Annotated in this window: 26 protein-coding genes; 5 read left to right on the top strand and 21 right to left on the bottom strand. The window is 73.0% G+C overall.

Annotation, left to right across the window (positions count from 1 at the left end; genetic code table 11):
* Positions 1–22 precede the first annotated feature (22 nt).
* From CCO02nite_RS04330 to infC, 4 genes are all read right to left on the bottom strand, one after another.
* Positions 23–856 (bottom strand): TrmH family RNA methyltransferase, encoded by an 834-nt coding sequence (locus CCO02nite_RS04330; protein WP_371862475.1) that lies wholly within the window; start codon positions 854–856, stop codon positions 23–25.
* 107 nt (positions 857–963) lie between these two features.
* On the bottom strand, positions 964–1,347 hold the full coding sequence (rplT, locus tag CCO02nite_RS04335) for a 50S ribosomal protein L20 (RefSeq protein WP_146841832.1): 384 nt from the start codon (positions 1,345–1,347) through the stop codon (positions 964–966).
* A gap of 60 nt (positions 1,348–1,407) precedes the next feature.
* Positions 1,408–1,602: a 50S ribosomal protein L35 gene (gene rpmI / locus CCO02nite_RS04340; protein ID WP_013883985.1), complete on the bottom strand. Its 195-nt coding sequence runs from the start codon at positions 1,600–1,602 to the stop codon at positions 1,408–1,410.
* 87 nt (positions 1,603–1,689) lie between these two features.
* Positions 1,690–2,838, bottom strand: coding sequence for a translation initiation factor IF-3 (gene infC / locus CCO02nite_RS16325; protein ID WP_146841833.1), 1,149 nt, complete (start codon positions 2,836–2,838; stop codon positions 1,690–1,692).
* Positions 2,839–3,112: 274 nt separating this feature from the next.
* On the opposite strand from infC, the gene CCO02nite_RS04350 reads away from it, so the two are divergent.
* Complete coding sequence (locus CCO02nite_RS04350) at positions 3,113–3,508, top strand: DUF1844 domain-containing protein (protein WP_146841834.1); 396 nt, start codon at positions 3,113–3,115, stop codon at positions 3,506–3,508.
* A 28-nt stretch (positions 3,509–3,536) separates the two neighbouring features.
* On the opposite strand, the gene CCO02nite_RS04355 is transcribed toward CCO02nite_RS04350, so the two are convergent.
* Positions 3,537–4,757, bottom strand: coding sequence for an MFS transporter (locus CCO02nite_RS04355; RefSeq protein WP_246117343.1), 1,221 nt, complete (start codon positions 4,755–4,757; stop codon positions 3,537–3,539).
* Between the two features lie 193 nt (positions 4,758–4,950).
* On the opposite strand from CCO02nite_RS04355, the gene CCO02nite_RS04360 reads away from it, so the two are divergent.
* On the top strand, positions 4,951–5,517 hold the full coding sequence (locus CCO02nite_RS04360; RefSeq protein ID WP_146841835.1) for a hypothetical protein: 567 nt from the start codon (positions 4,951–4,953) through the stop codon (positions 5,515–5,517).
* 15 nt (positions 5,518–5,532) lie between these two features.
* Here the strand turns inward: CCO02nite_RS04360 and CCO02nite_RS04365 are convergent, their stop codons facing one another.
* The 8 genes from CCO02nite_RS04365 to CCO02nite_RS04405 form a co-directional block, all read right to left on the bottom strand.
* Entirely contained in the window at positions 5,533–6,264 is a 732-nt protein-coding gene (locus CCO02nite_RS04365) for an SseB family protein (protein ID WP_146841836.1), read from the bottom strand.
* Positions 6,265–6,295: 31 nt separating this feature from the next.
* Entirely contained in the window at positions 6,296–7,033 is a 738-nt protein-coding gene (priA, locus tag CCO02nite_RS04370) for a bifunctional 1-(5-phosphoribosyl)-5-((5-phosphoribosylamino)methylideneamino)imidazole-4-carboxamide isomerase/phosphoribosylanthranilate isomerase PriA (RefSeq protein ID WP_146841837.1), read from the bottom strand.
* A gap of 55 nt (positions 7,034–7,088) precedes the next feature.
* A complete protein-coding gene (hisH, locus tag CCO02nite_RS04375) occupies positions 7,089–7,739 on the bottom strand; it encodes an imidazole glycerol phosphate synthase subunit HisH (protein WP_146841838.1) in 651 nt (216 codons plus the stop codon).
* A gap of 97 nt (positions 7,740–7,836) precedes the next feature.
* Positions 7,837–8,355, bottom strand: coding sequence for an RNA polymerase sigma factor (locus tag CCO02nite_RS04380; RefSeq protein WP_222593135.1), 519 nt, complete (start codon positions 8,353–8,355; stop codon positions 7,837–7,839).
* Positions 8,352–9,188 (bottom strand): hypothetical protein, encoded by an 837-nt coding sequence (locus tag CCO02nite_RS04385; protein ID WP_146841839.1) that lies wholly within the window; start codon positions 9,186–9,188, stop codon positions 8,352–8,354. Before CCO02nite_RS04385 ends, CCO02nite_RS04380 begins: the two co-directional genes overlap by 4 nt.
* Positions 9,189–9,263: 75 nt before the next feature.
* Positions 9,264–9,845 (bottom strand): hypothetical protein, encoded by a 582-nt coding sequence (locus CCO02nite_RS04390; protein WP_246117344.1) that lies wholly within the window; start codon positions 9,843–9,845, stop codon positions 9,264–9,266.
* Positions 9,842–10,423 carry an imidazoleglycerol-phosphate dehydratase HisB gene (gene hisB, locus CCO02nite_RS04400; protein ID WP_371862483.1) on the bottom strand — a complete coding sequence of 194 codons (582 nt, stop codon included), beginning with the start codon at positions 10,421–10,423 and terminating at the stop codon, positions 9,842–9,844. The genes CCO02nite_RS04390 and hisB overlap by 4 nt, the downstream gene beginning before the upstream one ends.
* A 32-nt stretch (positions 10,424–10,455) precedes the next feature.
* Complete coding sequence (locus tag CCO02nite_RS04405) at positions 10,456–11,586, bottom strand: histidinol-phosphate transaminase (protein ID WP_246117345.1); 1,131 nt, start codon at positions 11,584–11,586, stop codon at positions 10,456–10,458.
* A gap of 147 nt (positions 11,587–11,733) precedes the next feature.
* Here CCO02nite_RS04405 and adhP point away from each other — a divergent pair, with 147 nt between their 5' ends.
* Positions 11,734–12,753 carry an alcohol dehydrogenase AdhP gene (gene adhP, locus CCO02nite_RS04410; protein ID WP_222593142.1) on the top strand — a complete coding sequence of 340 codons (1,020 nt, stop codon included), beginning with the start codon at positions 11,734–11,736 and terminating at the stop codon, positions 12,751–12,753.
* 44 nt (positions 12,754–12,797) lie between these two features.
* Here adhP and hisD read toward each other — a convergent pair whose 3' ends face one another.
* On the bottom strand, positions 12,798–14,120 hold the full coding sequence (gene hisD, locus CCO02nite_RS04415; RefSeq protein ID WP_146841843.1) for a histidinol dehydrogenase: 1,323 nt from the start codon (positions 14,118–14,120) through the stop codon (positions 12,798–12,800).
* 90 nt (positions 14,121–14,210) lie between these two features.
* Between hisD and CCO02nite_RS04420 the strand changes: the two genes are divergently transcribed.
* Positions 14,211–14,876, top strand: coding sequence for a maleylpyruvate isomerase N-terminal domain-containing protein (locus tag CCO02nite_RS04420; RefSeq protein ID WP_146841844.1), 666 nt, complete (start codon positions 14,211–14,213; stop codon positions 14,874–14,876).
* 6 nt (positions 14,877–14,882) lie between these two features.
* Here CCO02nite_RS04420 and CCO02nite_RS04425 read toward each other — a convergent pair whose 3' ends face one another.
* Positions 14,883–15,545, bottom strand: a complete 663-nt coding sequence (locus CCO02nite_RS04425; RefSeq protein WP_146841845.1) for a pyridoxine/pyridoxamine 5'-phosphate oxidase — start codon at positions 15,543–15,545, stop codon at positions 14,883–14,885.
* Positions 15,546–15,602: 57 nt separating this feature from the next.
* Here CCO02nite_RS04425 and CCO02nite_RS04430 point away from each other — a divergent pair, with 57 nt between their 5' ends.
* Positions 15,603–15,836: an RNA-binding S4 domain-containing protein gene (locus CCO02nite_RS04430; protein WP_146841846.1), complete on the top strand. Its 234-nt coding sequence runs from the start codon at positions 15,603–15,605 to the stop codon at positions 15,834–15,836.
* Positions 15,837–15,914: 78 nt separating this feature from the next.
* On the opposite strand, the gene dnaE is transcribed toward CCO02nite_RS04430, so the two are convergent.
* The 6 genes from dnaE to CCO02nite_RS04460 all read right to left on the bottom strand — a co-directional run bounded on the left by dnaE (position 15,915) and on the right by CCO02nite_RS04460 (position 23,247).
* Complete coding sequence (gene dnaE / locus CCO02nite_RS04435) at positions 15,915–19,463, bottom strand: DNA polymerase III subunit alpha (RefSeq protein ID WP_146841847.1); 3,549 nt, start codon at positions 19,461–19,463, stop codon at positions 15,915–15,917.
* A gap of 53 nt (positions 19,464–19,516) precedes the next feature.
* The gene (locus tag CCO02nite_RS04440) at positions 19,517–19,888 is read right to left on the bottom strand and encodes a hypothetical protein (RefSeq protein WP_186812576.1); all 372 of its coding nucleotides are present in this window, start codon (positions 19,886–19,888) and stop codon (positions 19,517–19,519) included.
* Positions 19,889–20,347: 459 nt separating this feature from the next.
* Complete coding sequence (locus CCO02nite_RS04445; protein WP_146841849.1) at positions 20,348–21,283, bottom strand: RluA family pseudouridine synthase; 936 nt, start codon at positions 21,281–21,283, stop codon at positions 20,348–20,350.
* The gene (gene lspA, locus CCO02nite_RS04450) at positions 21,276–21,938 is read right to left on the bottom strand and encodes a signal peptidase II (RefSeq protein ID WP_146841850.1); all 663 of its coding nucleotides are present in this window, start codon (positions 21,936–21,938) and stop codon (positions 21,276–21,278) included. Before lspA ends, CCO02nite_RS04445 begins: the two co-directional genes overlap by 8 nt.
* 21 nt (positions 21,939–21,959) lie before the next feature.
* Positions 21,960–22,418: a TraR/DksA family transcriptional regulator gene (locus CCO02nite_RS04455; RefSeq protein WP_146841851.1), complete on the bottom strand. Its 459-nt coding sequence runs from the start codon at positions 22,416–22,418 to the stop codon at positions 21,960–21,962.
* Between the two features lie 142 nt (positions 22,419–22,560).
* Positions 22,561–23,247, bottom strand: a complete 687-nt coding sequence (locus CCO02nite_RS04460) for a DivIVA domain-containing protein (RefSeq protein WP_146841852.1) — start codon at positions 23,245–23,247, stop codon at positions 22,561–22,563.
* Positions 23,248–23,322: the final 75 nt, after the last annotated feature.

Genomic DNA, 23,322 nt, shown 5'->3' on the forward strand with positions numbered 1-23,322 from the left:
GGACGACTGAGCGGTGGACGACTCAGCGGTGCGCGCGGGCGCTCGCGTAGAGGCAGACCGTCGCCGCGGTCGCGAGGTTGAGCGACTCCGCCCGGCCGTGCAACGGGACGCGCACGACCGCGTCGGCCAGCGCGAGGTCGTCGTCGGGCAGGCCCCACGCCTCGTTGCCGAACACCCACGCCGTCGGCCGGGCCAGGTCCGGCACCCCCGCGGGCGCGCGGCCCGCGACGTCGAGCAGGTGGTCGATGTCGTGCTCCCCCGACCCGTCGGCCGCGAGCACGAGCATCCCGGCCGCCCGCAGCTCGGCCACACCGTCCGCCGGGTCGACGCCGAACGCCACCGGCAGGTGGAACAGCGAACCCGCGGTCGACCGGACGACCTTGGGGTTGTGCACGTCCACGCTCTCGGTAGTCAGCACGACGCCGTCGGCGCCCGCCGCGTCCGCTGCACGCACGACGGCGCCCGCGTTCCCCGGGTCGCGCACGCGCGCCAGCATCGCGACGAGCCGCGGCCGCAGGTCCGTGACCTGATCCAGCCGCCCGTCGAGCAGGTCGACGACCGCGACGACGCCCTGGCCGTCCGGGCTCATCGCCGCGAGCACCTCGTCGGTCGCGGCCGTGACCCGCACGCCGCGCGCCGCGGCCGCCGTCGCGATCTCGTCGTACCTCGACGCCGCCGCGGGCGTGAGGAACAGCTCGCGTACGTGAGCCCGTCCGCCGGAGACGGCCTCGCGCACCGACTGCGGGCCCTCCACGAGGAACTGGCCGTGCCGCTCCCGCATCGGGCGGTTCGCGAGCGCCCGCACGGCCTTGACCCGCTCGCTGCGGGGGTTGCTCAGCAGGTCGCGCTCGTCCACGCCCCCATCATCGCGGACCCGACGCCCGTCCCTGCGCACTGCACCCGACGACGACGAAGCCCCCGCCACAGGGCGGGGGCTTCGTACTGCTCAGCAGTGGGCGCTCGTCACGCGGCCTTGGGCGCGTTGACGTCGGCCGGCAGGTTCTCCTTGGCGATCACGACGAGGGCCGAGAAGGCCTTCGGGTCGTTGACCGCGAGGTCCGCCAGGACGCGACGGTCCACCTCGACACCCGAGGCCTTGAGGCCCTGGATGAAGCGGTTGTACGTCATGCCTTCGGCGCGGACCGCAGCGTTGATGCGCTGGATCCACAGCTTGCGGAAGTCACCCTTGCGCGCCTTGCGGTCGCGGTAGGAGTAGACGAGGGAGTGGGTGACCTGCTCCTTGGCCTTGCGGTACAGGCGCGAACGCTGACCCCGGTAGCCGCTGGCGCGCTCGAGAGTTGCCCGGCGCTTCTTCTGGGCGTTGACCGCCCGCTTCACGCGTGCCACGTGATGCTCCTTGCTGGTCTAGGGCTCAGGTGCCCCGGAGGCGCTGGTGCGCCCGCCGGATCACTTACCGAGCAGCTTCTTGATCTTGGGGGTGTCGGCGGCGGAGACGACCACGTCGCCCGCGATGCGGCGCGTGCGGCGGCTCGACTTGTGCTCCAGCAGGTGGCGACCGTTGGCCTGCTCGCGCATGACCTTGCCCGTCCCCGTCACGCGGAACCGCTTCTTGGCACCGGAGTGCGTCTTGTTCTTCGGCATGGCTGCCGTGTCTCCTTCGTTCTCATCGCACGCTCTCGTGCGACTCGTCTGGTGCGATCCCCCTCACGGGCGACCGCGGTCATGGGTTCAGTCGGTGGTCGGTCGCTTGGCCGGTCCGGGCCGGGGCGCCGCGGGACGCGGGACCGCCGGCTTCGGCGTGGGCTTGGCCGCGCTGGGGCTCGGCGTCGCCGCGGGCCGTGCGGCGGCGGGCTTCGCCGTCGTCGGCCTCGGCGTGGCCGAAGGCGCGGTCGTCGGCTTGGCAGCGGTCGTCGGCTTGGCAGCGGTCGTCGGCTTGGCAGCGGTCGTCGGCTTGGCAGCGGTCGTCGGCTTGGCAGCGGGCCGGGGCGCCGCCGCTCGCGTCGGGGCCGCGGCGGCCGGCTTCTCCGCAACGACCGGGGCAGCGGCGGGCGCGGCAGCAGCCGTCTCGACCGCAGCCGTCTCGACCGTGTCCGTCTCGACCGTGTCCGCGCCCGCAGCGACCGTCTCGACGACGGGCTCGACGACCGACTCCTCGGCCACCTCGCGCTCGCTCGGGAGCGTCGCCGAGAACGGGATCGTCGGCGGCGCCGTGCGCACGGCACCGGGGTCGGCGTCCTTCGCGGCGGCCTGCTGCGCGCGACGCTGCTCCTGGCGCTGGTCGGCCTTCTTCTTCATCGGCCCCAGCACCATGATCATGTTGCGCCCGTCCTGCTTGGGCGAGCTCTCGACGAAGCCGAGCTCGGCGACGTCGTCGGCGAGGCGCTGCAGCAGGCGGATGCCCATCTCCGGGCGCGACTGCTCGCGGCCACGGAACATGATCATGACCTTGACCTTGTCGCCGGCCTTGAGGAACCGCTCGACGTGGCCCTTCTTGGTGCCGTAGTCGTGCGGGTCGATCTTCAGCCGGAAACGAATCTCCTTGAGGACCGTGTTGGTCTGGTTGCGACGTGCCTCGCGGGCCTTCATGTCGGCTTCGTACTTGTACTTGCCGTAGTCCATGATCTTGCAGACCGGCGGACGGGCGTCGGGCGCCACCTCGACCAGGTCGAGGTCAGCGTCCTGCGCCAGGCGCAGTGCGTCTTCCACGCGGACGATGCCGACCTGCTCGCCGTTCGGGCCGACCAGGCGGACCTCGGCGACGCGGATCCGATCGTTGATGCGGGGCTCGCTGATGTGGTGCTCCTCAGGTTCGTCGTGACGGACCGCCGGGAACGGAGAAGGCCTCCGTCCTGGGCACAGGAGGAGGCCTCGACGCATTCCGCGGACCCGGGGCGCGGCTGACGCCACCCCACGGGGCACGACGACGGCCGGAGCCGACGCGCGGACTGTGTGACCCGGCCCCTGTCGCCGGCGAACCGGACGGTCGAGACTCGGGTGGGAGGAGGACTCCACTTGTGCACCCGGTCCGCCGAGCCGCTCGGAAGTGAACGGCCGCGACGAGCACGGGTCAGTCGCCCGGCAAGGCTACCAGACGAAGCCGGCCGGTCCTTCCGGCCCACTCCAGACGTACGAGGGTGCGAGAATCCCCGCCATGTCCGACGAGCAGCCCGAGCCCACCACCGACGACCGCGACTCCACCACCGCGACGCGTGACATCGCCGACGTCGCCGCTGTCGAGATCATCACCACCGCTGCAGTGCACCTCATGAGCGCCGCGGCCGTGAAGTGCGGCCTCGCCGAGGACGGCCCCGACGGCGCCGGGGCCGACTACCTGGACCTCGACGAGGCGCGCAAGCTCATCACCGCGCTCGCGGGTCTCGTGACCTCGGCCGCTCCGGAGATCGGCAGCCAGCACGCGCGCGCCCTGCGCGACGGCCTGCGCACGCTGCAGCTCGCGTTCCGGGAGGCCTCGACCTTCCCGGACGCGCCGGGCGACGGCCCCGGCGAGAAGCTCACCGGCCCCGTCCTGCCCCGCGCCGCACACTGAGCGCGCCCGCAGCGCCAGTCGTCCTCGCCTAGACCGACACCAGCTCGCGACCCGGCACCGCGTCGGCGCGCGACCGCACGAGGCGGGAGACGACGAGACCGCCGACGGCGATCGTGCCGCCGACCGCGGCTGCGGTCAGGAAGCCGCCGCTCGGCCCCGTCTGGTCGATCACCCAGCCGCACAGCGGTGCACCGAGCGCGTTGCCGACGGTCGACATGGTGCCGCCCCAGCCCATCACCTCGCCGCGGCGGGCCTCCGGCACGAGCTGGACCAGGCGCGCGTTGATCGACGCGAGCGCGGGCGCGCACGGCAGGCCGGCGAGCACCATCGCGAAGGCGAGCCACACGGGCACGGGCGCGAACGCGGCGGGTACGGTCGCGAGCGCGAGCACCGCCACGAGCAGCAGCGGCGAACGGTTGCGCGTGCCCATGCCGTGCAGCAGGCCGCCGACGACCGAGCCGCCCGCCCACAGCGCGATCATCCAGCCGACGTCCGCGGCGCGGCCGGCGTCGTTCAGGGCGGCGACGAGGGACACGTCCGTCCCGACGAGGATGAAGGAGGCGGCGAGCCCCGCCAGCAGCACCACCGCGAGCTCGGGTGTCACGACGCGACGCGGCGCCGCGTGCTCGGGCTCCCGCAGGTCCGCGGGCAGCTCGATCGCGGGCGTCCGCGAGCGCGTCGGCGGGTTCGCCCACATCAGCAGGAGGCCGGCCGCGACCGTGGTGCACCCCACGACCGTCAGGGCGAGGCCCGTCGAACCCTGCGTCGCCAGCAGCACGCCCGCGACGGGCGCGAGCATGAAGGTGATCTCGACGAGCACCGAGTCGAGTGCGAAGCCCGATCGCTGCAGCGCCGGGGGCACGAGCACCGAGAGCGACTGACGCGTGACCGAGAAGACCGGCACGAGGAACAGCCCGCCGACGAAGGCCGCGCCGACGAGGGCGTGGTAGCCCAGGTGCGGAGCCATGAGCCACACCGCGGACTCGACGAGCACCGACGGCGCGATCGCGCGACGTAGCCCGAGCCGGTCGACGAGACGCCCACGCCACGGGGCGCCGATCGCCATGCCGATCGTCATCGCACCCGCGACGACGCCCGCCTGCCCGTAGCCCTTGCCCAGCGACTGCACCACGTGGAGCGTCAGCACGACGCCCGCGGCCGCGGTCGGGATGCGCGCGACGAACGCGACCGCGAACAGCCGCGCGACGCCGGGCAGGCGAAGGACGGCCCCGTAGGGCGAGGTGGGCATGTGCTCCATTGTCGCCCGGGTCATCTGGTGCCTCGACCGAATTTCGCGCGACGCGGGTCACGTCGGACACCCGCGCTCGCGCGCGTCGGGACCCGGGTCCACGGAGACGTGGTGCAGGGCGCTCGCGCGGTCCATGCTGGACGCGGAGCCGCGCGGGACCGCCCGGCCCACCGCCCGCCGAAGGAGAGCCGCCATGGTGCCCGTGCCGCGATTCGACCCTGAGAAGCTGACGTCCGCGGCCAACGAGACGGTCACCGTCCGGCGCGTGTTCGGCGAGGCGTACGAGCACGACGGGAAGCTGGTGATCCCGGTCGCGCGCGTCTCGGCCGCGACGGGCCTCGGGCTCGGCGACGGCGAGGGCGGGCTGCCGTCGGGGATGGCGCACGGCATGGCGGGACGCTTCGGCCACCGCGGCTGGCACCACGGGGTCGCCGCGGTCGTCGAGGACGACGAGGGTGTCGTGACCCCGCTGCCCGACGAGGGCGGCGACGACGAAGAAGACGCGGCCGGCCCGAGCGGGCCGGGCGGCGCGGGCCACGGCGGTGGCGGCGGCTACGCGGCGCACGTCAAGGCCGTCGGGGTCTATGTCGTCGACGAGCACGGCGTGCACTGGCGACCTGCGGTCGACGTGAACCGCGTGATCCTGGGCGGCCAGATCGTGCTCGCGTCGGTGCTCAGCGCGTTCGCCGCGGCGTTCGCGGTGAAGTCCGTCGCCTCGTCGCTCGCGCAGGCGATCGCGTCCCGGGCCGCGCGCGGCTGACGCGCCGGCCGGGGTTCACGCGCCGCGACGTAGACGCAGCTCGAGGCTGTCGACCCGCTCGGTGACGAGCTCGTCCGCCGCGAGCGCGCTGTTGATCCTGGCCACGACGTGGTCGAGACGTTCGCGGTCGAGCCCCGGCACCAGCGTCACGACGACCGCGACCTCGGCGTTCGTGCCGGGCTGCGCGTCCGCCACGACGACCTCGCGGACCGTGCTCATCGCGCTGCCGACCGCCGCGCGGACGTCGGCCGCCACCGCGCCGTCGACCACCGCCGGCAGCCACGGCTCGCGCTTCGCGAGCGCCCAGACCGCCGGACGCGGCAGCAGCGCGGTGACCGGGCCGCCGGGGTCCAGCACGAGCACCTCCCAGCCCTCCTGCACGGCCGAGAGCGCGGCGCGGGCCACGTCGGTCGGCACCGGACGGGCGTCGCGGCGCCACGCCGTCATGGCGCCGACCGAAGAGAACACGGGCAGCGCGGTCCGCCCGTCCGGGGCACGCAGCGCGACGATCCCGGCCGACGCCTCCTTGTCGACCTGATGCGCGTGGCCGTCGTGCACGACGAGCTCGCCGACCTCGAGCTCGGCCAGGACGGGCACGAGCACGCGCGTGCCCTCGAGCGCTGCGACCACCGTGCGCAGCGTCGCCGAGCCCGCGCCGTAGCCGGCGAGCGCGGCCGCGACCGTCTCGTCGGCCGTCCCGTCGTCCCCCGCGAACGGCGAGGACGGGGGTAGCTCGCGACCGGTCATCGAGCCGACTCCACGCACAGGGTGTGCACGGTCAGGGCCGGCCGGCGACGTCGAGCGCCTCCGGCAGCGTGAACGCACCCGCGTACAGCGCCTTGCCGACGATCGCGCCCTCGACGCCGACGTCGACGAGGCTGCGCAGGACCCGCAGGTCGTCGAGCGACGAGATGCCGCCCGACGCGACGACCGGTGCGTCGGTCCGCGTGCACACCTCGCGCAGCAGCTCGATGTTCGGACCGCGCAGCGTGCCGTCCTTCGTCACGTCGGTCACGACGTAGCGCGAGCAGCCCGCGTCCTCCAACCGCGCGAGCACCTCCCACAGGTCGCCGCCCTCCTGGGTCCAGCCGCGTGCGGCGAGGGTCGTGCCGCGCACGTCGAGGCCGACCGCGACCTGCGCGCGGTGCGCCGCGATCACGCGCGCGGTCCACTGCGGGTCCTCGAGCGCCGCGGTGCCGAGGTTGACACGCGTCGCGCCCGTCGCGAGGGCACGCTCGAGCGACGCGTCGTCGCGGATGCCGCCCGACAGCTCGACCTTGACGCCTCGGCCGGCCAGCTCGGTGGTGACCTCGGCGAGCAGGGGCGCGTTGCTGCCCCGCCCGAACGCCGCGTCCAGGTCCACGAGGTGGATCCACTCCGCTCCCCCGGCCTGCCAGTCCAGCGCGGCGGCCAGCGGGTCGCCGTAGCCGGTCTCCGTCCCGGCCTCGCCCTGGACCAGTCGGACGGCCTGCCCGTCCGCGACGTCGACGGCGGGCAGCAGCTCCAGGCGGCTCATGCGAATGACTCCTCGTGGGGGACGACGGTGCTCGGGGTGATCGACGGGGCGGCGGTCAGCGCAGCGTGCCGAGCCACTGGGACAGCAGCTGCGCGCCGGCGTCGCCGGACTTCTCGGGGTGGAACTGCGTGGCTGCCAGCGGCCCGTTCTCGACCGCGGCGGCGAACCGCCCGCCGTGGTCCGCCCACGTCACGAGCGGCGGCGCGACGGGGTGCTCCCCCGCGACCGGCTCGTCGAGCAGCGGGAAGCTGCGTGCGGCGTAGGAGTGGACGAAGTAGAACCGCTCGTCGGCGAGCCCCTCGAACAGGACGCTCCCCGCCGGCGGCGCGACGGTGGCCCACCCCATGTGCGGGACGACCGGTGCCTCGAGGCGGTCGACGACGCCCGGCCACTGCCCGAGCCCCTCGGTGCGCTGCCCGTGCTCGACCCCCTCGGCGAACATCACCTGCATCCCGACGCAGATGCCGAGCACGGGACGTCCGCCCGTGAGCCGACGGTCGACGATCCGGTCGCCCCCCACCGCGCGCAAGCCCGCCATCACGGCCGCGAACGCCCCGACGCCGGGAACCACGAGGCCGTCGGCCTCGGCCGCAGCCGACCTGTCCGCCGTGAGCTCGACCTGCGCACCCACGCGCTCGAGCGCGCGGACGGCGGACCGGACGTTGCCGAACCCGTAGTCGAGCACGACGACGCGAGGACGGGGCACGCGCACAGGTTACCCGCGCACGCGGCGCAGTCCGGGCCGGTGGCCCAGCACGCGAGACCACGAGCGGTCTCGGCCGTTCGCCCGACCGCGGTGAGAGCTAGCGGCGCGGCGCATCCCGGACCTCGAGCTCCTTGCGCAGCCGCGCCCGGGCGCGCGCGAGCCGCTGGCGGGCCGCCGGTGCGGAGATGCCGAGCACCTGGGCGACCTGGTCCCCCGTCAGCCCGTCCCACGCATCGAGCCGGAGCACCTCCTGGTCGTGCTCCGGCAACCGCGCCAGCGCCGCCCGGACGCGCTCGCTCACGTCGCTCGTCCCGTGGTGCGCGGTCCGCACGACGATCTCGTCGCGCAGCCGACGCACCAGCGCGTCCCTGCGACGCGACGCCCGCACACCGTTGGCGAGCGTCATCCGGGCGACGCCGATCATCCAGGCGAGCGCCTCGTCGTCGTCGTCCGGCAGGTCCGCGCGGCGACGCCACACCGTGGCCAGGGTCTGCGAGAACAGGTCCGCAGCCTCCTCCCGATGGCCCGTGCGCCGAGCGAGGTAACCGAGGACGCGCGGCCCGAACCTGCGCACCAGCACGGTGACGCGGTCCGCCTCACGCGCCTGGACGCTCATGAGCGCTCGGCGCCGGCAGCCGCACCGGACTCGTCGACGGTCCGCGGGTCGCCGACGCCGCCGGTGCGCCGGAGCCAGTGGTTGTTGGCCTCCGCGTCGTACCGCATCGCGGCGCCGTCCCCGCCGCGGACCTGCTCGATCAGCCGCTCCCTGCCCTGCCACGACTCGGGGTCCCAACTCCGAGCCGTCGCCTCGAGCGCGCCGCTCCAGCCGTCGAACGCGACGGCCACCGCGGCCTCGTCGCCCGCGGTCCACGCCTCGAGCCAGGACACCTGCCACGCGTCGGCGGCAGTGAACAGGAGCCACATCCGCAACCCGTCGGCCGAGGTGACGCCCGGATCGGTTCCGGGGTCCGGTGTCACGGCCGCGACGATCTCGTCCCACGTGACCCAGTCGGGCAGGGTCCGGTCGCGCGGTGCGAGGCCCGCGATGATCGCAGCGGCACCCGGATCGCCCAGGTCGACCAGGGGCGACGTGTCCGTGCCCCACGCGTTCACGTACGGCAGACCCTCGTCGGTGCGCAGGACGTTCCCGTCGGCGTCCCTGACGAGACCGTCGACGGTGCCCGTGGCGTACTCGCCCGTCCACCCCCCGGACGCCAGCGCGCCGGCGCTCAGTGCCAGCGCCGCCACGACCGCACCCGCACCGACCCAGCGCTCGCGCGCGCGCCCGGCGAGCGGGACGACGCGCTGTGGTGCGCGCTGTGGAGCGCCCGGCGATGCCTCCCGCGCGACGAGCGGTGCGAGCACGTCGTCCAGGTCGGGGTCCGGCCACGGGTCGGCCCGCATCAGCAGTGCGCGCAGTTCGTCGTCAACGTCCCGGTCGGTCGTCATGATGTCCTCCTGTCGGTGGCGTGCTCGACTGGAAGATGTCCGGACCGGGCCCCGATGTGACAGCCCCGGCGCGGGTCAGCGCCTGCGGCCCTGCGCGAGGGTGCGCATCGCCTTCCAACGCGACATCCCCACGCTGGTCACGCTGCCGGGCGCCGAGGCCGCCGCGGTCTCGCCGAGGAGCAGGTCCTCGAGCAGGGCCGGGCTGTCCGCCAGGACCAGGCCGGGCGGCAGGTCGTCGTCGCGCGTCCCGCCGATCCAGCGGCTCGCGGAGATCTGGCCCTCACGTCGCTCGAGCAGGACCACGGGCAGCGTGCGGAGCAGCTTCGAGATCGCGGCGGCGCCCGCCAGCGCGGCCGCCGGGTCGCGCAGCACCGCGATCGCGCCGACCTGCGACGGCACCGCGTCCACGTCCACGCCCGCGAGCGCGCACGCCGCGGCCAGCGGGTCCGCGACCGCGACCTGCGTCACGACGAGAGCGACCGACGGGGTCTCCTGCGCCATGAGCCCCGACAGGTCGTCGGGCACGACGATCTCGCCGACCTCGTCCGGCACGTCGGACTCGTCGGACGCGGCGGACCCGTCGACCTCGGCGGCCTCGTCGGGCGCGGCGGGCTCGTCGGGGACGTCGTCAGGAGCCGGCGGGACCGGCTCGCTCACAGCGCGCCCTTGGTGGACGGCACGCCGTCGACGCGCGGGTCGAGCGCGACCGCGAAGCGCAGCGCGCGTGCGAGCGCCTTGAACTGCGCCTCGACGATGTGGTGCGGGTCGCGACCCGCGAGCACCCGCACGTGGATCGAGAACGCCGCGTGGTGCGCGATCGACTCGAGCACGTGCCGCGTCAGCGACCCCGTGAAGTGCCCGCCGATGAGGTGGTACTCCTGCCCGGGCGGCTCGCCGGTGTGCACCAGGTACGGCCGACCGGACACGTCGACGACGGCCTGCGCGAGCGCCTCGTCGAGCGGCACCGTGGCGTCGCCGAAGCGCGAGATGCCGCGCTTGTCGCCGAGCGCCTCGCGCAGCGCCTCGCCGAGGCAGATCGCGACGTCCTCGACCGTGTGGTGCGCGTCGATGTGCGTGTCCCCGGTCGCGCGCACGGTGAGGTCGATGAGCGAGTGCTTGCCGAGGGCCGTGAGCATGTGGTCGTAGAACGGCACGCTGGTCGAGATCTCGGTGCGACCGGTCCCGTCGAGGTCGACCTCGACGACGACGCTCGACTCGCTCGTCGTGCGCTCGATGCGCGCCGTGCGCGCTGCCTTCGTCGAAGGACTCACAGTCCCGCCACCTCCACCAGGGCGTCCTTGAACGCCTGCGTCTCGTGCGGTGTGCCGACCGACACCCGCAGCCATCCCGGCGGCCCGACCTCGCGGATGAGCACGCCTCGCTCCAGCAGACCCTGCCAGAGCGCCGACCTGTCGTCGAACGTCCCGAACAGCACGAAGTTCGCATCCGAGTCCGCGACCTGCAGACCTCGTTCCCGCAGCCAGCCGACGAGCGCGTCCCGCTCCTCGCGCAGCGCGCCGACCTGAGCCATCAGCTCGCCCGAGTGCGCGAGCGCGGCGCGTGCGACCGCCTGCGTGACCCCCGACAGGTGGTACGGCAACCGCACGACGCGCAGCGCGTCGACCAGCGCCGGCGCGGCCGCGAGGTAGCCGACGCGCGCACCCGCGAGCCCGAACGCCTTGGACATCGTGCGGCTGACCGCGAGGTGCGGGTGGTCCGCGAGCAGCTCGAGCGCGCTCGGCGTCCCGCGCCGGCGGAACTCGCCGTACGCCTCGTCGACGACGACGACGCAGCCGCCGGGGATGCGCGCGGCCTCGTCGAGCACCGCGAGCACGGTCGACGCGGGCAGCGCGGTGCCCGTGGGGTTGTTCGGGCTGGCCAGCAGCACGACCGAGGGCGCGTGCCGCCGGATCGTCGCACGCGCCTCGTCGGGGTCGAGGCTGAAGTCCTCCTCGCGCCGCCCGAGCACCCAGCCCGTGCTCGTGTCGCGCGCGTACTCGGGGTACATCGAGTACGTCGGCGCGAACGACAGCGCGGTGCGACCGGGGCCGCCGAACGCCTGCAGCAGGTGCAGCATGACCTCGTTGGACCCGTTGGCGGCCCACAGCTGCTCGGGCGCGAGTCTCACGCCGGACTCGACGAGCAGGTAGGCCGCGAGGTCCTCGCGCAGCGCGAGGAAGTCCCGGTCGGGATACCGGTTGAGCCCGCGCGTCGCCTCGGTCACCGCGGCGGCGACGTCCGCCACGACCGCCTCCGACGGCGGATACGGGTTCTCGTTCACGTTGAGCCGGTACGGCACGTCGAGCTGCGGTGCGCCGTACGGTTCCAGCCCGACGATCTCGGGGCGCAGCGGAAGAGCGGGGCGGTCCGGGGCGGGACGGTCCAGGTCGGCGGTCACGCGGTGAGTCTAGGGAACACAGACAGGGACGATCGTCCCCGCGCGTCCGATGGGATTGCGGCCTAGCGTCGAGGTACGGACCGCTACGACGGGTCCTACGCTCGCCGACGGCCGTGCCGAACGTCGAGGAGGACGCTCATGAGCACCATGAAGGCTGCTGTCGTGCGCTCGTTCACCGACGACCTGGACGTGACGGAGATCGAGGTCCCCACGCCCGGGCCCTACGAGGCCCTCGTCCGGGTGGAGTACTCGGGCGTGTGCCACACCGACCTGCACGCGGCGCACGGCGACTGGCCGGTCAAGCCGACGCCGCCGTTCGTGCCGGGTCACGAAGGCGCGGGCACGGTCGTCGCGATCGGTGACCGTGTGACGCGCGTCGCGGAGGGCGACCGCGTCGGCAACGCGTGGCTGTGGTCGGCCTGCGGAGAGTGCGAGTACTGCGAGACGGGCTGGGAGACGCTCTGCCCGAACCAGCGCAACGGCGGGTACGCCGTCGACGGGTCGTTCGGCCAGTACATGCTCGTCGACTCCCGGTACTGCCCGATCATCCCCGACGGCGTCTCGATGGCGGCGGTCGCGCCGATCCTGTGCGCGGGAGTCACCGTGTACAAGGGGCTCAAGCGGACCGACACGAAGCCCGGCGACTGGGTGCTGGTGTCCGGCGTCGGCGGCCTGGGGCACATCGCGGTGCAGTACGCGATCGCGATGGGCCGTCGGGTCGCGGCGGTCGACGTCGACGAGTCCAAGCTCGCGCTCGCGCGCAAGCACGGCGCCGAGGTCACCGTGAACGCCTCGATGTCCGACGACCCCGCGGCCGAGCTGCAGGGGCTGACGGGTGGCGGCGTGCACGGCGCGCTCGTCACCGCCGTCAACGGGCACGCGTTCCCGCAGGCCGTCGGTGCGCTGCGTCGCGGCGGGACCGTCTCGCTCGTGGGGCTGCCGCCGGAGTCGTTCCCGCTGGACATCTTCACGACCGTGCTGTTCGGCCTCACCGTGCGCGGGTCGATCGTCGGGACGCGCAAGGACATGGCCGAGGCGATCGACTTCTTCGTGCGCGGCAAGATCGACCCGACCTACACCGTGCGTCCGCTGGACGACATCAACGCGATCTTCGCGGAGATGCAGGCAGGTCGGATCGACGGCCGCGTCGTGATGGACATGTCCTGACGAACTGGTCCCGACGAACGGGTCCGACGAGGCCGTCCGCGCCGTCAGAAGCGTGCGCGGACGGCGTCGCCGTGCGCGGGCAGGCCCTCGGCGTCCGCGAGCGTGACGATCCGGTCGGCGACCTGCGCCAGCGCGTCGGCGTCGTACTCGATCACCTGCACGGCCCGGACGAACGAGTGCACACCGAGCCCGCTCGCGTAGTGCGAGCAGCCACCGGTCGGCAGGACGTGGTTCGAGCCCGCCATGTAGTCGCCCAGCGACACGGGTGAGAACGGCCCGACGAAGATCGCGCCCGCGCTCGTCACGCGGTCGGCCCACGCCGCGGCGTCGACGGTCTGGATCTCGAGGTGCTCGGCGCCGTACGCGTTGACGACGTCCAGGCCCGCCTCGAGGTCGTCGACGAGCACGATCGCGGACTGCGAGCCGTCGAGCGCGGTCGCGACGCGGCCCCGGTGGAACGTCGCCTCGACGAGGTCGACGAGCTTGGCCTCGACCGCCCCGGCGAGCTCGACGCTCGGCGTCACGAGCACCGCTGCGGCCAGCGGGTCGTGCTCGGCCTGGCTGACCAGGTCGGCGGCGACGTGCACCGCGTCTGCCGTGCCGTCGGCGAGCACCGCGATCTCGGTGGGCCCGGCTTCCGCGTCGATGCCGACGAGCCCGCGCACCAGGCGCTTGGCGGCCGCGACGTAGACGTTGCCGGGGCCTGTGATGACGTCGACCGGCTCGCACAGCGTCTCGTCGTCCACCTCGTCGCTGCCCGCGGCCCCGTACGCGAACATCGCCACGGCCTGCGCGCCGCCGACCGCGTAGACCTCGTCGACGCCCAGCAGCGCACACGTCGCCATGACGACCTCGTCCGGCAGCCCGTCGTGGTCCTTCTGCGGCGGGCTCGCGACCGCGAGCGAACCGACGCCCGCCGCCTGCGCCGCGACGACGTTCATCACGACCGACGACGGGTACACCGCCAGCCCGCCCGGAACGTAGAGACCGACGCGCCGCACGGGGATCCAGCGCTGGCGGACGGTGGCACCGGGCGCGACCTGCACCGCGAAGTCCGCGGGCCGCTGTGCGGCGTGCACCTGCCGGACCCGTCGGATCGTCTCGTCGAGCGCGACCCGCACGTCGGGGTCGAGCGACTCGACCGCCTGCTGCAGCACCGCGACGGGGACGCGCACGTGCTGCGGCCGCACACCGTCGAACCGCTCGGCCAGGTCACGCAGCGCCGCGGCGCCCTGGGCGCGCACGAGCGCGAGGATCGGGGCGACCGTCTCGGCGGCGTGCTCGACGTCGACCTCCGCACGAGGCAGCACCTCGAGGAGCTCACGTCGGGACAGCACGCGACCACGCAGGTCGATCCGGGAGATCATCCGACCACCCTAGCGAGGCAGCGCCGAGGCGAAGGTGCCCGTCCAGCCTCGACGATTGCCCGGCGTCGCACGGTCCGGCAGGTTGGGACCATGACCGAGAACCTCCCTGCCCTGACCTTCACCGGCACGCTCGACCGGGCCGCGATCGACGCCGCCACCCGGGTCGTGGTCGATCTCGTCGCGCGCCCCGAGGTCGCGGCCGCCTGGGACGAGCCGTCGGCATGCGAGGGCATGAGCGTCGGGGCCCTCACGTGGCACCTGGTCAACCAGCCGCAGCGGGCGGTCGAAGTCATCGAGGGGCACCCCGGCACCGGACCCGTCGTGTCGGTCGACCAGCACTACGCGCATGCGGCCTGGATCCAGCAGGACCTCGACGGTCCCGCGAACGTCGGCGTCCGCGAGCGCGGCGAGACCCAGGCGCTGGCCGGACCAGCCGCGGCCGTCGCGGCCGTGCGCGAGGCGAGCGCGCGGCTCGGACCCGTGCTCGCCGCCGCGCCGGCGAGCGTGACCGCACCGTGGCAGAGCCTCACCCTGAGCACCGACGACTTCCTGGTCACGCGGCTCATGGAGATGGTCGTGCACAGCGACGACCTCGCGGCGAGCGTGGGCCTGCAGACGCCGACGTTCCCCGCGGCGGTGATCGGACCCGTCGTCACGCTGCTCACCGACCTGGCACTGCGCCGGCACGGCCAGACCGCCGTGGTGCGCACTCTGTCCCGGCCGCAGCGCGCGCCGGAGTCGATCAGCGCGTTCTGACCGGTCTCACGGCCAGAGCAGTCCGGTGACCCAGCCGTCGGCGCGTCGGCGGTAGACCCACCGGGTCGCGCCCCGCCCCGGGACGGACTCCCAGAACTCGACCTCGTCGGCCGTGAGCGCGTAGGCCGACCAGGACTCGTCGAGCACGCTCGGGTCGGCCTCGGCACGGGCGAGCGCGTCGTCGTACGCCCGCTGGAGCGTCTCCGTCGAGTCCAGCGGTTCGCTCTGGGGACCCGCGAGCGAGCCCGCACGCGACTGCGGCGGCCGCGCGGCGAAGTCACGCGCACCGGCCTGCGCCGGCGCCCGACGGACGCATCCCGTGACCCTGACCTGGCGGCCGAGCGCCGGCCAGAAGAACGTGAGAGCGGCGTGCGGGTTCTGCTCGAGCGCACGACCCTTGGGACCCGCCGACGACGAGGCGAACCACCAGTCGTCGCCGACGACGTCCTTGACGGTCAGCGTGCGCGCCGTGACGACGCCGTCGCCGTCGGCGGTCGACAGCACCGCCGCCTGCGCGCCCGGGGCGCCGACCTCGACCGCCTCGTCGAGCCACCGCGAGAACAGGTCGACCGGTGTCGCGGGTGCGGTCGCCGGGTCGAGCTGGACGCGGCCGTCCGCGAACCCGGCCGGGAAGGTGGGCAACGCCCGCAGGCGCTCGCGCATGCTCATCGTGCGACCCTACCGACCGCGTCGCGCGAGGCCCCGCGGACCCGGCAGACTGGGCGGATGCCCGGTCCAGCCGCACCCGAGGTGCCGATCCGCGACGACATGATCCGCCTCGGCCAGTTCCTGAAGCTGGCCGGCCTCGCGGAGTCCGGCGCCGACGCCCGGGCGCTGCTCGAGGACGGCGGTGTGCGCGTCAACGGCGAGCCCGAGCAGCGCCGTGGCCGGCAGCTCGTCCGCGGTGACGAGATCGAGGTCTCGCTGCCCGGCGGCGTCGAACGCGCCGTCGTCGCGTAGCCGCCGCGCCCGCTCGGCGCGACCGGCAGGTCAGGACCTCAGCCGCTCAGGGCAACAGGCGCTCAGGGCAACAGCCGCTCAGGACGTCAGGCAGCTCGGCCCGAGCAGGGCCTTGAGGTCGCCGAACAGCGACGGTGAACGCTCGACGCGCAGTCCGTCGCCCAGCCGCATCACCGTCGCACGGCCCGGCGACGTCAGTCGCAGGTGGACCTCGGTGACCCCCGGGTGCGTCGAGAGCACCTCGCGCAGGCGCTCGACGAGCGGCGTGGTGCAGCGCGCGACCGGGAGGGTCACGAGGATCGGCGAGTCGGCGGTGACCGACACGTCCGGGAGCGTGACCTCGATCGCCTGCAGCTGCATGCTCTCGTCACGCCGCCGCACGCGGCCCTTGACCACGACGACCGTGTCCTCGGCCAGCACGGTCGAGTAGGCGACGTACGTCTCGCCGAAGAAGAGCACGTCGACCGCACCCTCCATGTCCTCGATCGTGACCTGCGCCCAGGCGTTGCCCTGCTTCGACATCTTGCGCTGCAGGCTCGTCACGAGCCCGGCGATCACGACCGTCGAGCCGTCCGGGCGCTCCAGGTCGGCATTCAGCGTCGCGAGCGACACGTCGGCGGCGGCAGCGAGCACGTGCTCGAGCCCGGACAGCGGGTGGTCCGAGACGTACAGGCCGAGCATCTCGCGCTCGAACGCGAGCCGTTGCTTCTTGTCCCAGTCCGGCAGGTCGGGGATGGTCACCGAGAAGCCCGGACCGGCGTCGGCTCCCAGCACGTCCGCGAACAGGTCGAACTGGCCCTCGGCCTCCTTGCGCTTGACCCCGATCACGGCGTCGACGGCCTGCTCGTGCACCAGGAGCAACGCGCGACGGGCGTGGCCGAGCGAGTCGAACGCGCCCGCCTTGATGAGCGACTCGATGGTGCGCTTGTTGCACACGACCGCCGGCACCTTGTCGAGGAAGTCGGTGAACGAGGCGAACGCACCCTTGGCCTCGCGCGTCGCGACGATCGCGTCCACGACGTTCGCACCGACGTTGCGCACCGCGGTCAGGCCGAACCGGATGTCGGTACCGACCGCCGTGAAGTTCGCGGACGACGCGTTCACGTCGGGCGGCAGGACCGTGATGCCCATGTGACGGCACTCGCCCAGGTAGAGCGCCGACTTGTCCTTGTCGTCGCGCACGCTGGTGAGCAGCGCGGCCATGTACTCGCCCTGGTAGTGCGCCTTGAGGTACGCCGTCCAGTACGAGATCAGCCCGTACGCGGCGGTGTGCGCCTTGTTGAACGCGTAGTCGGCGAACGACTCGAGCACGTTCCACAGCGCCTGCTGCGCACCCGACGAGAACCCGCGCTCGGTCATCCCGCCGAAGAAGTCGGCCTGCTGCTTGTCCAGCTCCGACTTCTTCTTCTTGCCCATCGCGCGTCGCAGCACGTCGGCCTGGCCGAGCGAGAACCCGGCGACCTTCTGCGCCGTGGCCATGACCTGCTCCTGGTAGACGATCAGGCCGTAGGTCGTGTCCAGGATCTCCGCGAGCGGCTCCGCCAGCTCGGGGTGGATCGGCGTGCTCTCCTGCTGGCCGTTCTTGCGCAGCGCGTAGTTGGTGTGCGAGTTCACGCCCATCGGACCTGGGCGGTACAGGGCCAGGACCGCCGAGATGTCCTCGAAGTTGTCGGGCTTCATCAGGCGCAGCAGCGAGCGCATCGGCCCGCCGTCGAGCTGGAACACGCCCAGCGTGTCGCCGCGGGCCAGGAGCTGGTAGCTCTCGACGTCGTCGAGCTCGAGATCCTCCAGGACGAGCGGGGCCTTGCCGTTCATCACGATGTTCTCGAGCGCGTCGTCGAGGATCGTGAGGTTGCGCAGCCCGAGGAAGTCCATCTTGATCAGGCCGAGGGCCTCGGACGTCGGGTAGTCGAACTGCGTGATCACCGCGCCGTCCTGCGGGCGGCGCATGATCGGGATGATGTCGATCAGCGGGTCGCTCGACATGATCACGCCGGCCGCGTGCACGCCCCACTGCCGCTTCAGGCCCTCGATGCCCTTGGCCAGCTCGACGACCCGCTGCGCGTCCGGGTCGGCCGCGTGCAGCTGGCGGAACTCCTCGGCCTCGTGGTGGCGCGGGTCCGCCGGGTCGAAGATGCCCGTGAGGCTGATGTCCTTGCCCATGATCGCGGGCGGCATCGCCTTGGTGAGCTTCTCCCCCATCGCGAACGGGAAGCCCAGCAGCCGCGACGAGTCCTTGAGCGCCTGCTTGGCCTTGATCGTGCCGTAGGTGACGATCTGCGCGACCCGGTCCTCGCCGTACTTCTCGGTGACGTACCGGATGACCTCGCCCCGCCGACGCTCGTCGAAGTCGACGTCGAAGTCGGGCATCGAGACCCGGTCCGGGTTGAGGAACCGCTCGAAGATCAGACCGTGCCGCAGCGGGTCGAGGTCGGTGATCCGCATCGCGTACGCGGCCATCGACCCGGCGCCCGACCCACGGCCCGGACCCACCCGGATCCCGTTGTCCTTGGCCCAGTTGATGAAGTCCGCGACGACGAGGAAGTACCCCGGGAAGCCCATCTGGGTGATGACGTCGGTCTCGTAGTCCGCCTGGCGGCGCACGTCGTCGGGGATCCCCGCCGGGTAGCGCTCACGCAGGCCGTTCTCGACCTCCTTGACGAACCAGCTCGTCTCGTCCTCACCGGGCGGGCACGGGTAGTTCGGCATGTAGTTGGCGCTCGTGTTGAACGAGACCTCGCACTGCTCGGCGATGAGCAGCGTGTTGTCGCACGCCTCGGGCAGCTCGGCCCAGGTGCGGCGCATCTCCTGCGCCGACTTCACGTAGTACCCGGACCCCTGGAACGCGAAGCGCGTGCCGCCCTGCTCGTACGTCGGCTCGGTCAGCGCCGAGCCCGAGTTCACCGCGAGCAACGCCTCCTGCGCGCCCGCGTCCTCCTCCTTGACGTAGTGCAGGTCGTTCGTCGCGAGCAGCGGCGCACCGATCGCCTCGGCGAGCCGCAGCAGGTCCTTGATCGTGCGCTGCTCGATGTCGAGCCCGTGGTCCATCAGCTCGACGTAGAAGTTCTCCCGGCCGAACACGTCCTGCAGCTCGCCCGCCGCCCGCAGCGCCTCGTCCCACTGGCCCAGCCGCAGCCTCGTCTGCACCTCGCCCGACGGGCAGCCCGTGGTGGCGACGAGCCCGCTCGCATACGTCTCCAGCAGCTCGCGGTCCATGCGCGGCCACTTGCCCATCTGGCCGTCGAGCGACGCGAGCGACGTCGCCCGGAACAGGTTGTGCAGGCCCGTGTTGTTCTTGGCCAGCAGCGTCAGGTGCGTGTACGAACCGCCCGCCGAGACGTCGTCGTCCTTCTGCTCCGGCGTGCCCCAGCGCACCTTCGTCCGGTCGAACCGGCTGGTGCCCGGCGTGACGTACGCCTCGAGCCCGATGATCGGCTTGATGCCGGCCGCTGTCGCCTTCGACCAGAAGTCGAACGCCCCGAACAGGTAGCCGTGGTCCGTGATCGCGATCGCCGGCTGCTCGAGCCGCGCGACCTCCGCGACGAGGTCCGGCACCCGCGCCGCACCGTCGAGCATCGAGTACTCGGTATGCACGTGCAGGTGGACGAAGTCGGAGCCGGATGCCACCCGTCGAGTCTAGGTGGCCCCGCCGACACGACCCCCACGACGTGCGGGCCGCCTCACCATCCGATGCCGTACCACTCGGTCGCGCCCGTGCAGCGCTCGAGCGCCACCGCCGGCGCCTCGCCGGGGGGCGTCACGCGGCCGAAGGTGCTCACCTCGCCCACCGCGACCAGCACGCCGCCGTGCGTCACGCCGTCGCGGGCGACCCGGTCGTCCGGCCCGACGGCCGCGAGGTACGACTCGCCGGTGTCGCTCAACGTGACGTAGAGGCAGTCGTCGTCCCCGACCACGATCGTCCCGGAGTGCATGACCGCATCGTTCATGCCCGTGTGCCACCGCAGGTGCGTCACGCCGTTGCTCGTCGTCAGCGTCAAGGCCTCCTGCTCACCGTGCGGCCGGACGGCGAGCATCACTGCACCGACGGCCACGGCAACGAGAAGCACGACAACAGCTGCGCGGCGCACGAAGCGACTCAAGTCGTGATCACGACGACGCCCAGGAGATTCAGCGAGCCAATACCGCTGAACCAGTCAGAGTCGCCTGGCGCGAACCCGGAGTACAGGCCCAACGCCTTCGTGCCATAGAACCACGGGCCGCCCGAGTCGCCCCGTGCTCCCTTGTTGTCAAGTACGACCGGAAGCGCAAGAGCGCTTGCGAGAATGCCGACCCTCATCCGTGGCCCCCTGCAACAGTTCTGGTCGTCACCGTCGGTCGCCGATGCGACCGCGCGACAGTGTGTGTGCTCCTACTGTGGCGTTCGTCCACGATCGACACAATGGTCCGCGCCACGCGCTGTACGCCTCGACAGCGAACCGCGCGAGGTGATTCGGCTGAGTCCGGCGGGATCCGCTGACGTCGAGGAGACCGCGCGGGGCAGCTTCGAGCGATCAGCGGTGGCCGGCGGAGACGACGTCGAGCGCGCCCTGGAGGTCGGCCGGGTAGGTGCTCTCGACCTCGAGCCAGCCGCCGGTCGCCGGGTGCTCGAAGCCGAGCCGCACCGCGTGCAGCCACTGCCGTTCGAGGCCGACGCGGGCCGCGAGGCTCGGGTCCGCGCCGTAGGTCAGGTCGCCGACGCACGGGTGACGCAGCGCCGAGAAGTGCACCCGGATCTGGTGCGTGCGGCCCGTCTCGAGGTGGACCTCGACGAGCGACGCCGCCGGGAACGCCTCGAGCAGCTCGTAGTGCGTGACGGACGGCTTGCCGTCTGCCACGACCGCGAACTTCCAGTCCGACGAGGGGTGCCGGCCGATCGGGGCGTCGATCGTCCCCGTGGTCGGCTCCGGGTGGCCCTGCACGAGCGCGTGGTAGACCTTCTCGACCGTGCGCTCCTTGAACGCGCGCTTGAGCACCGTGTACGCGTGCTCGCTCTTGGCAACGACCATGAGGCCGCTCGTGCCGACGTCGAGCCGGTGCACGATGCCCTGACGCTCCGCGGCGCCCGACGTCGCGACGCGGTACCCCGCGGCCGCGAGAGCCCCCACGACCGTCGGCCCCGTCCAGCCCGGCGACGGGTGCGCGGCGACGCCGACCGGCTTGTCGACGACGACCACGTCGTCGTCGTCGTAGACGATGCCCATGCCCGGTACCGGCTCGGGCACGACCTCGGGCGGCGGCGGACCGGCCGACGGCAGCTCCACCTCGAGCCAGGCGCCCGCGACGAGCCGGTCGGACTTGCCGACCTCGCGCCCGTCGACGCGCACGCCACCGGCCTCCGCGAGCTCCGCGGCGCGCGTGCGCGACAGGCCGAGCAGCCGGGCCAGGCCCGCGTCGACTCGCTCGCCGGCCAGCCCGTCGGGCACGGGCAGCGCGCGGGTGTCAGCCATCGACGTCGCTGCCCGGCACCACGGGAGCGCCGGCCGCGTCGGCGAGCGGGTCGTCCGCCGTCCCGTCGGCAGGGTCGTGGCCCGCGTCGTCGGTCTCGGTGTCCGCCGCGTCGCGCCGGGCGGCGTCCGGACCGTGGTCGCGGGTGCCGTCGAGCCGCTCGCCGCGCAGCACGGCGATCACGACGAGGCCGGCCGCGACGACGATCGCGATGTCGGCGACGTTGCCGACGAACCAGTCGAGGTAGGCGATGAAGTCCACGACGTGGCCGCGCGCGAAGCCCGGGGCGCGCAGCAGCCGGTCGACGAGGTTGCCGATCGCCCCGCCCAGCAGGAGCCCGAGCGCGAGCGCCCACAGCGTCGAGCCGAGATTGCGCGCCGCGCGGACGACGACGACGACGACCACGAGCGCGACCAGGGTGAGCACCCACGTCATCCCGGTCGCGATCGACAGCGCGGCGCCGGGGTTCTTGACGAGCTGAAGGCCGAGCAGGCCGCCGATCAGGTCACGCCGCGGGCCGTTCTCGTCGAGCGCGTTCAGCGCCCACACCTTCGAGAGCTGGTCGGCGACGACGACGGCGAACGTCACGACGACGAGCAGCGCGAGCGGGGTTCGCCGGCGCGCGGGCACGACGGACTCGTCAGGGGTGTCAGGCACCGCAGGAGTCTACGGCCGGGCTCAGCGCCGTTCCTCGCGCTGCTTGCACTCGACGCACAGCGTCGCGCGCGGGAAGGCCTGCAGTCGGGCCTTGCCGATCGCCTGGCCGCACGACTCGCACGTCGCGAACGTTCCCGTGCTGATCCGGTCGAGCGCGCGCTGCGTCTGCGCGAGCATGTCGCGCGTGTTGTTGACGAGCGTGAACTCCTGCTCGCGCTCGAGCGCCGAGGAACCCGAGTCCGCCTGGTCGTCGCCGGCGCCGTCACCGGAGTTGCGCAGCAGGTCGGAGAGCTCGGCGTCCGCGTTGGCGAGCTCGCTCGTCAGGCGGTCGATGTCCGCCACGAGCTCGTCCGCGACGGCGCGCACTTCACGTGCCGTCCACGGCTTCTCGCCGTCCCGCACCGGGAACTGCTTGGCGAGTCGGCTCAGCTCCTTGCTGTCCGCCGTCACCGCGACGGGCGAGCTGATCGAGTCGTTCATGGCCACAGGATGGCCCCCTGTCTGTGAGGTCACGTGACTGTAGACGCGTATGGATAGGGACACAACACGCCACGCCAGGGTGAAATCCCGGCGTGGCGTGTGGTGACGTCCGAACTGCAGGTCGGTGGCCCGACCCCGTCGACTAGAGGTTCGAGCCGTCCCCGACGGTCTGGCCCTGTCGCGGCGGGACCGCGCTGCCGCGGTTGTCCAGGTCTCCCAGGAGGGTCTCGAGGTAGCTCTTGAGGCGCGTGCGGTAGTCGCGCTCGAAGACCCGCAGCTCGTCGATCTTCCGCTCGAGGAGCGAACGCTCCTGCTCGAGCTGACCGAGCGTGCGCTGCGACGTCTCCTCGGCCTCGCGCACGATGCGACCGGCCTGGCCCTTGGCCTCGGTGACGAGACGCTCCGACTCCTCCTGGCCGCTGCGCACGTAGTCGTCGTGCAGCTTCTGCGCGAGCGCCAGCATGCCGGTGGCGGACTCGGGCTCGCTGGCACGACCCACGGGGGCCGCCGCGACGACGGGCGCCGGTGCGGGCGCCGCGATCACGGGCGCCGGTGCGGGCACGGGCTCCGGCTCGGGCTCAGGTGCCGGCTCCGGCTCGGGCTTGGCGACCGGCGCCGCCTGCTGCGCTCCCGCGCGGCTCAGCTCGGCGATGCGACGCTCGGCCGCGGCGAGCTTGGTCTTGAGGTCCTCGTTCTCGCCCTGCAGGTCGCGCAGGGTGTTGACCACCTCGTCGAGGAAGTCGTCGACCTCGTCCTGGTCATAGCCCTCGCGGAACTTCGTCGCCTGGAACTTCTTGTTCAGGACGTCGTCTGCGGTCAGCAGTGCCATCGTCGTCACCTCTTCGGTCGAGCCGGTCGGTCGAGCTGGTCGGGCGGGGCAGTCCCTCGACCACCTCGGATCACC

Origin of the sequence: Cellulomonas composti (assembly GCF_007990245.1) — a bacterium.
In the GTDB taxonomy this organism is placed as follows: Bacteria; Actinomycetota; Actinomycetes; order Actinomycetales; family Cellulomonadaceae; genus Cellulomonas; species Cellulomonas composti.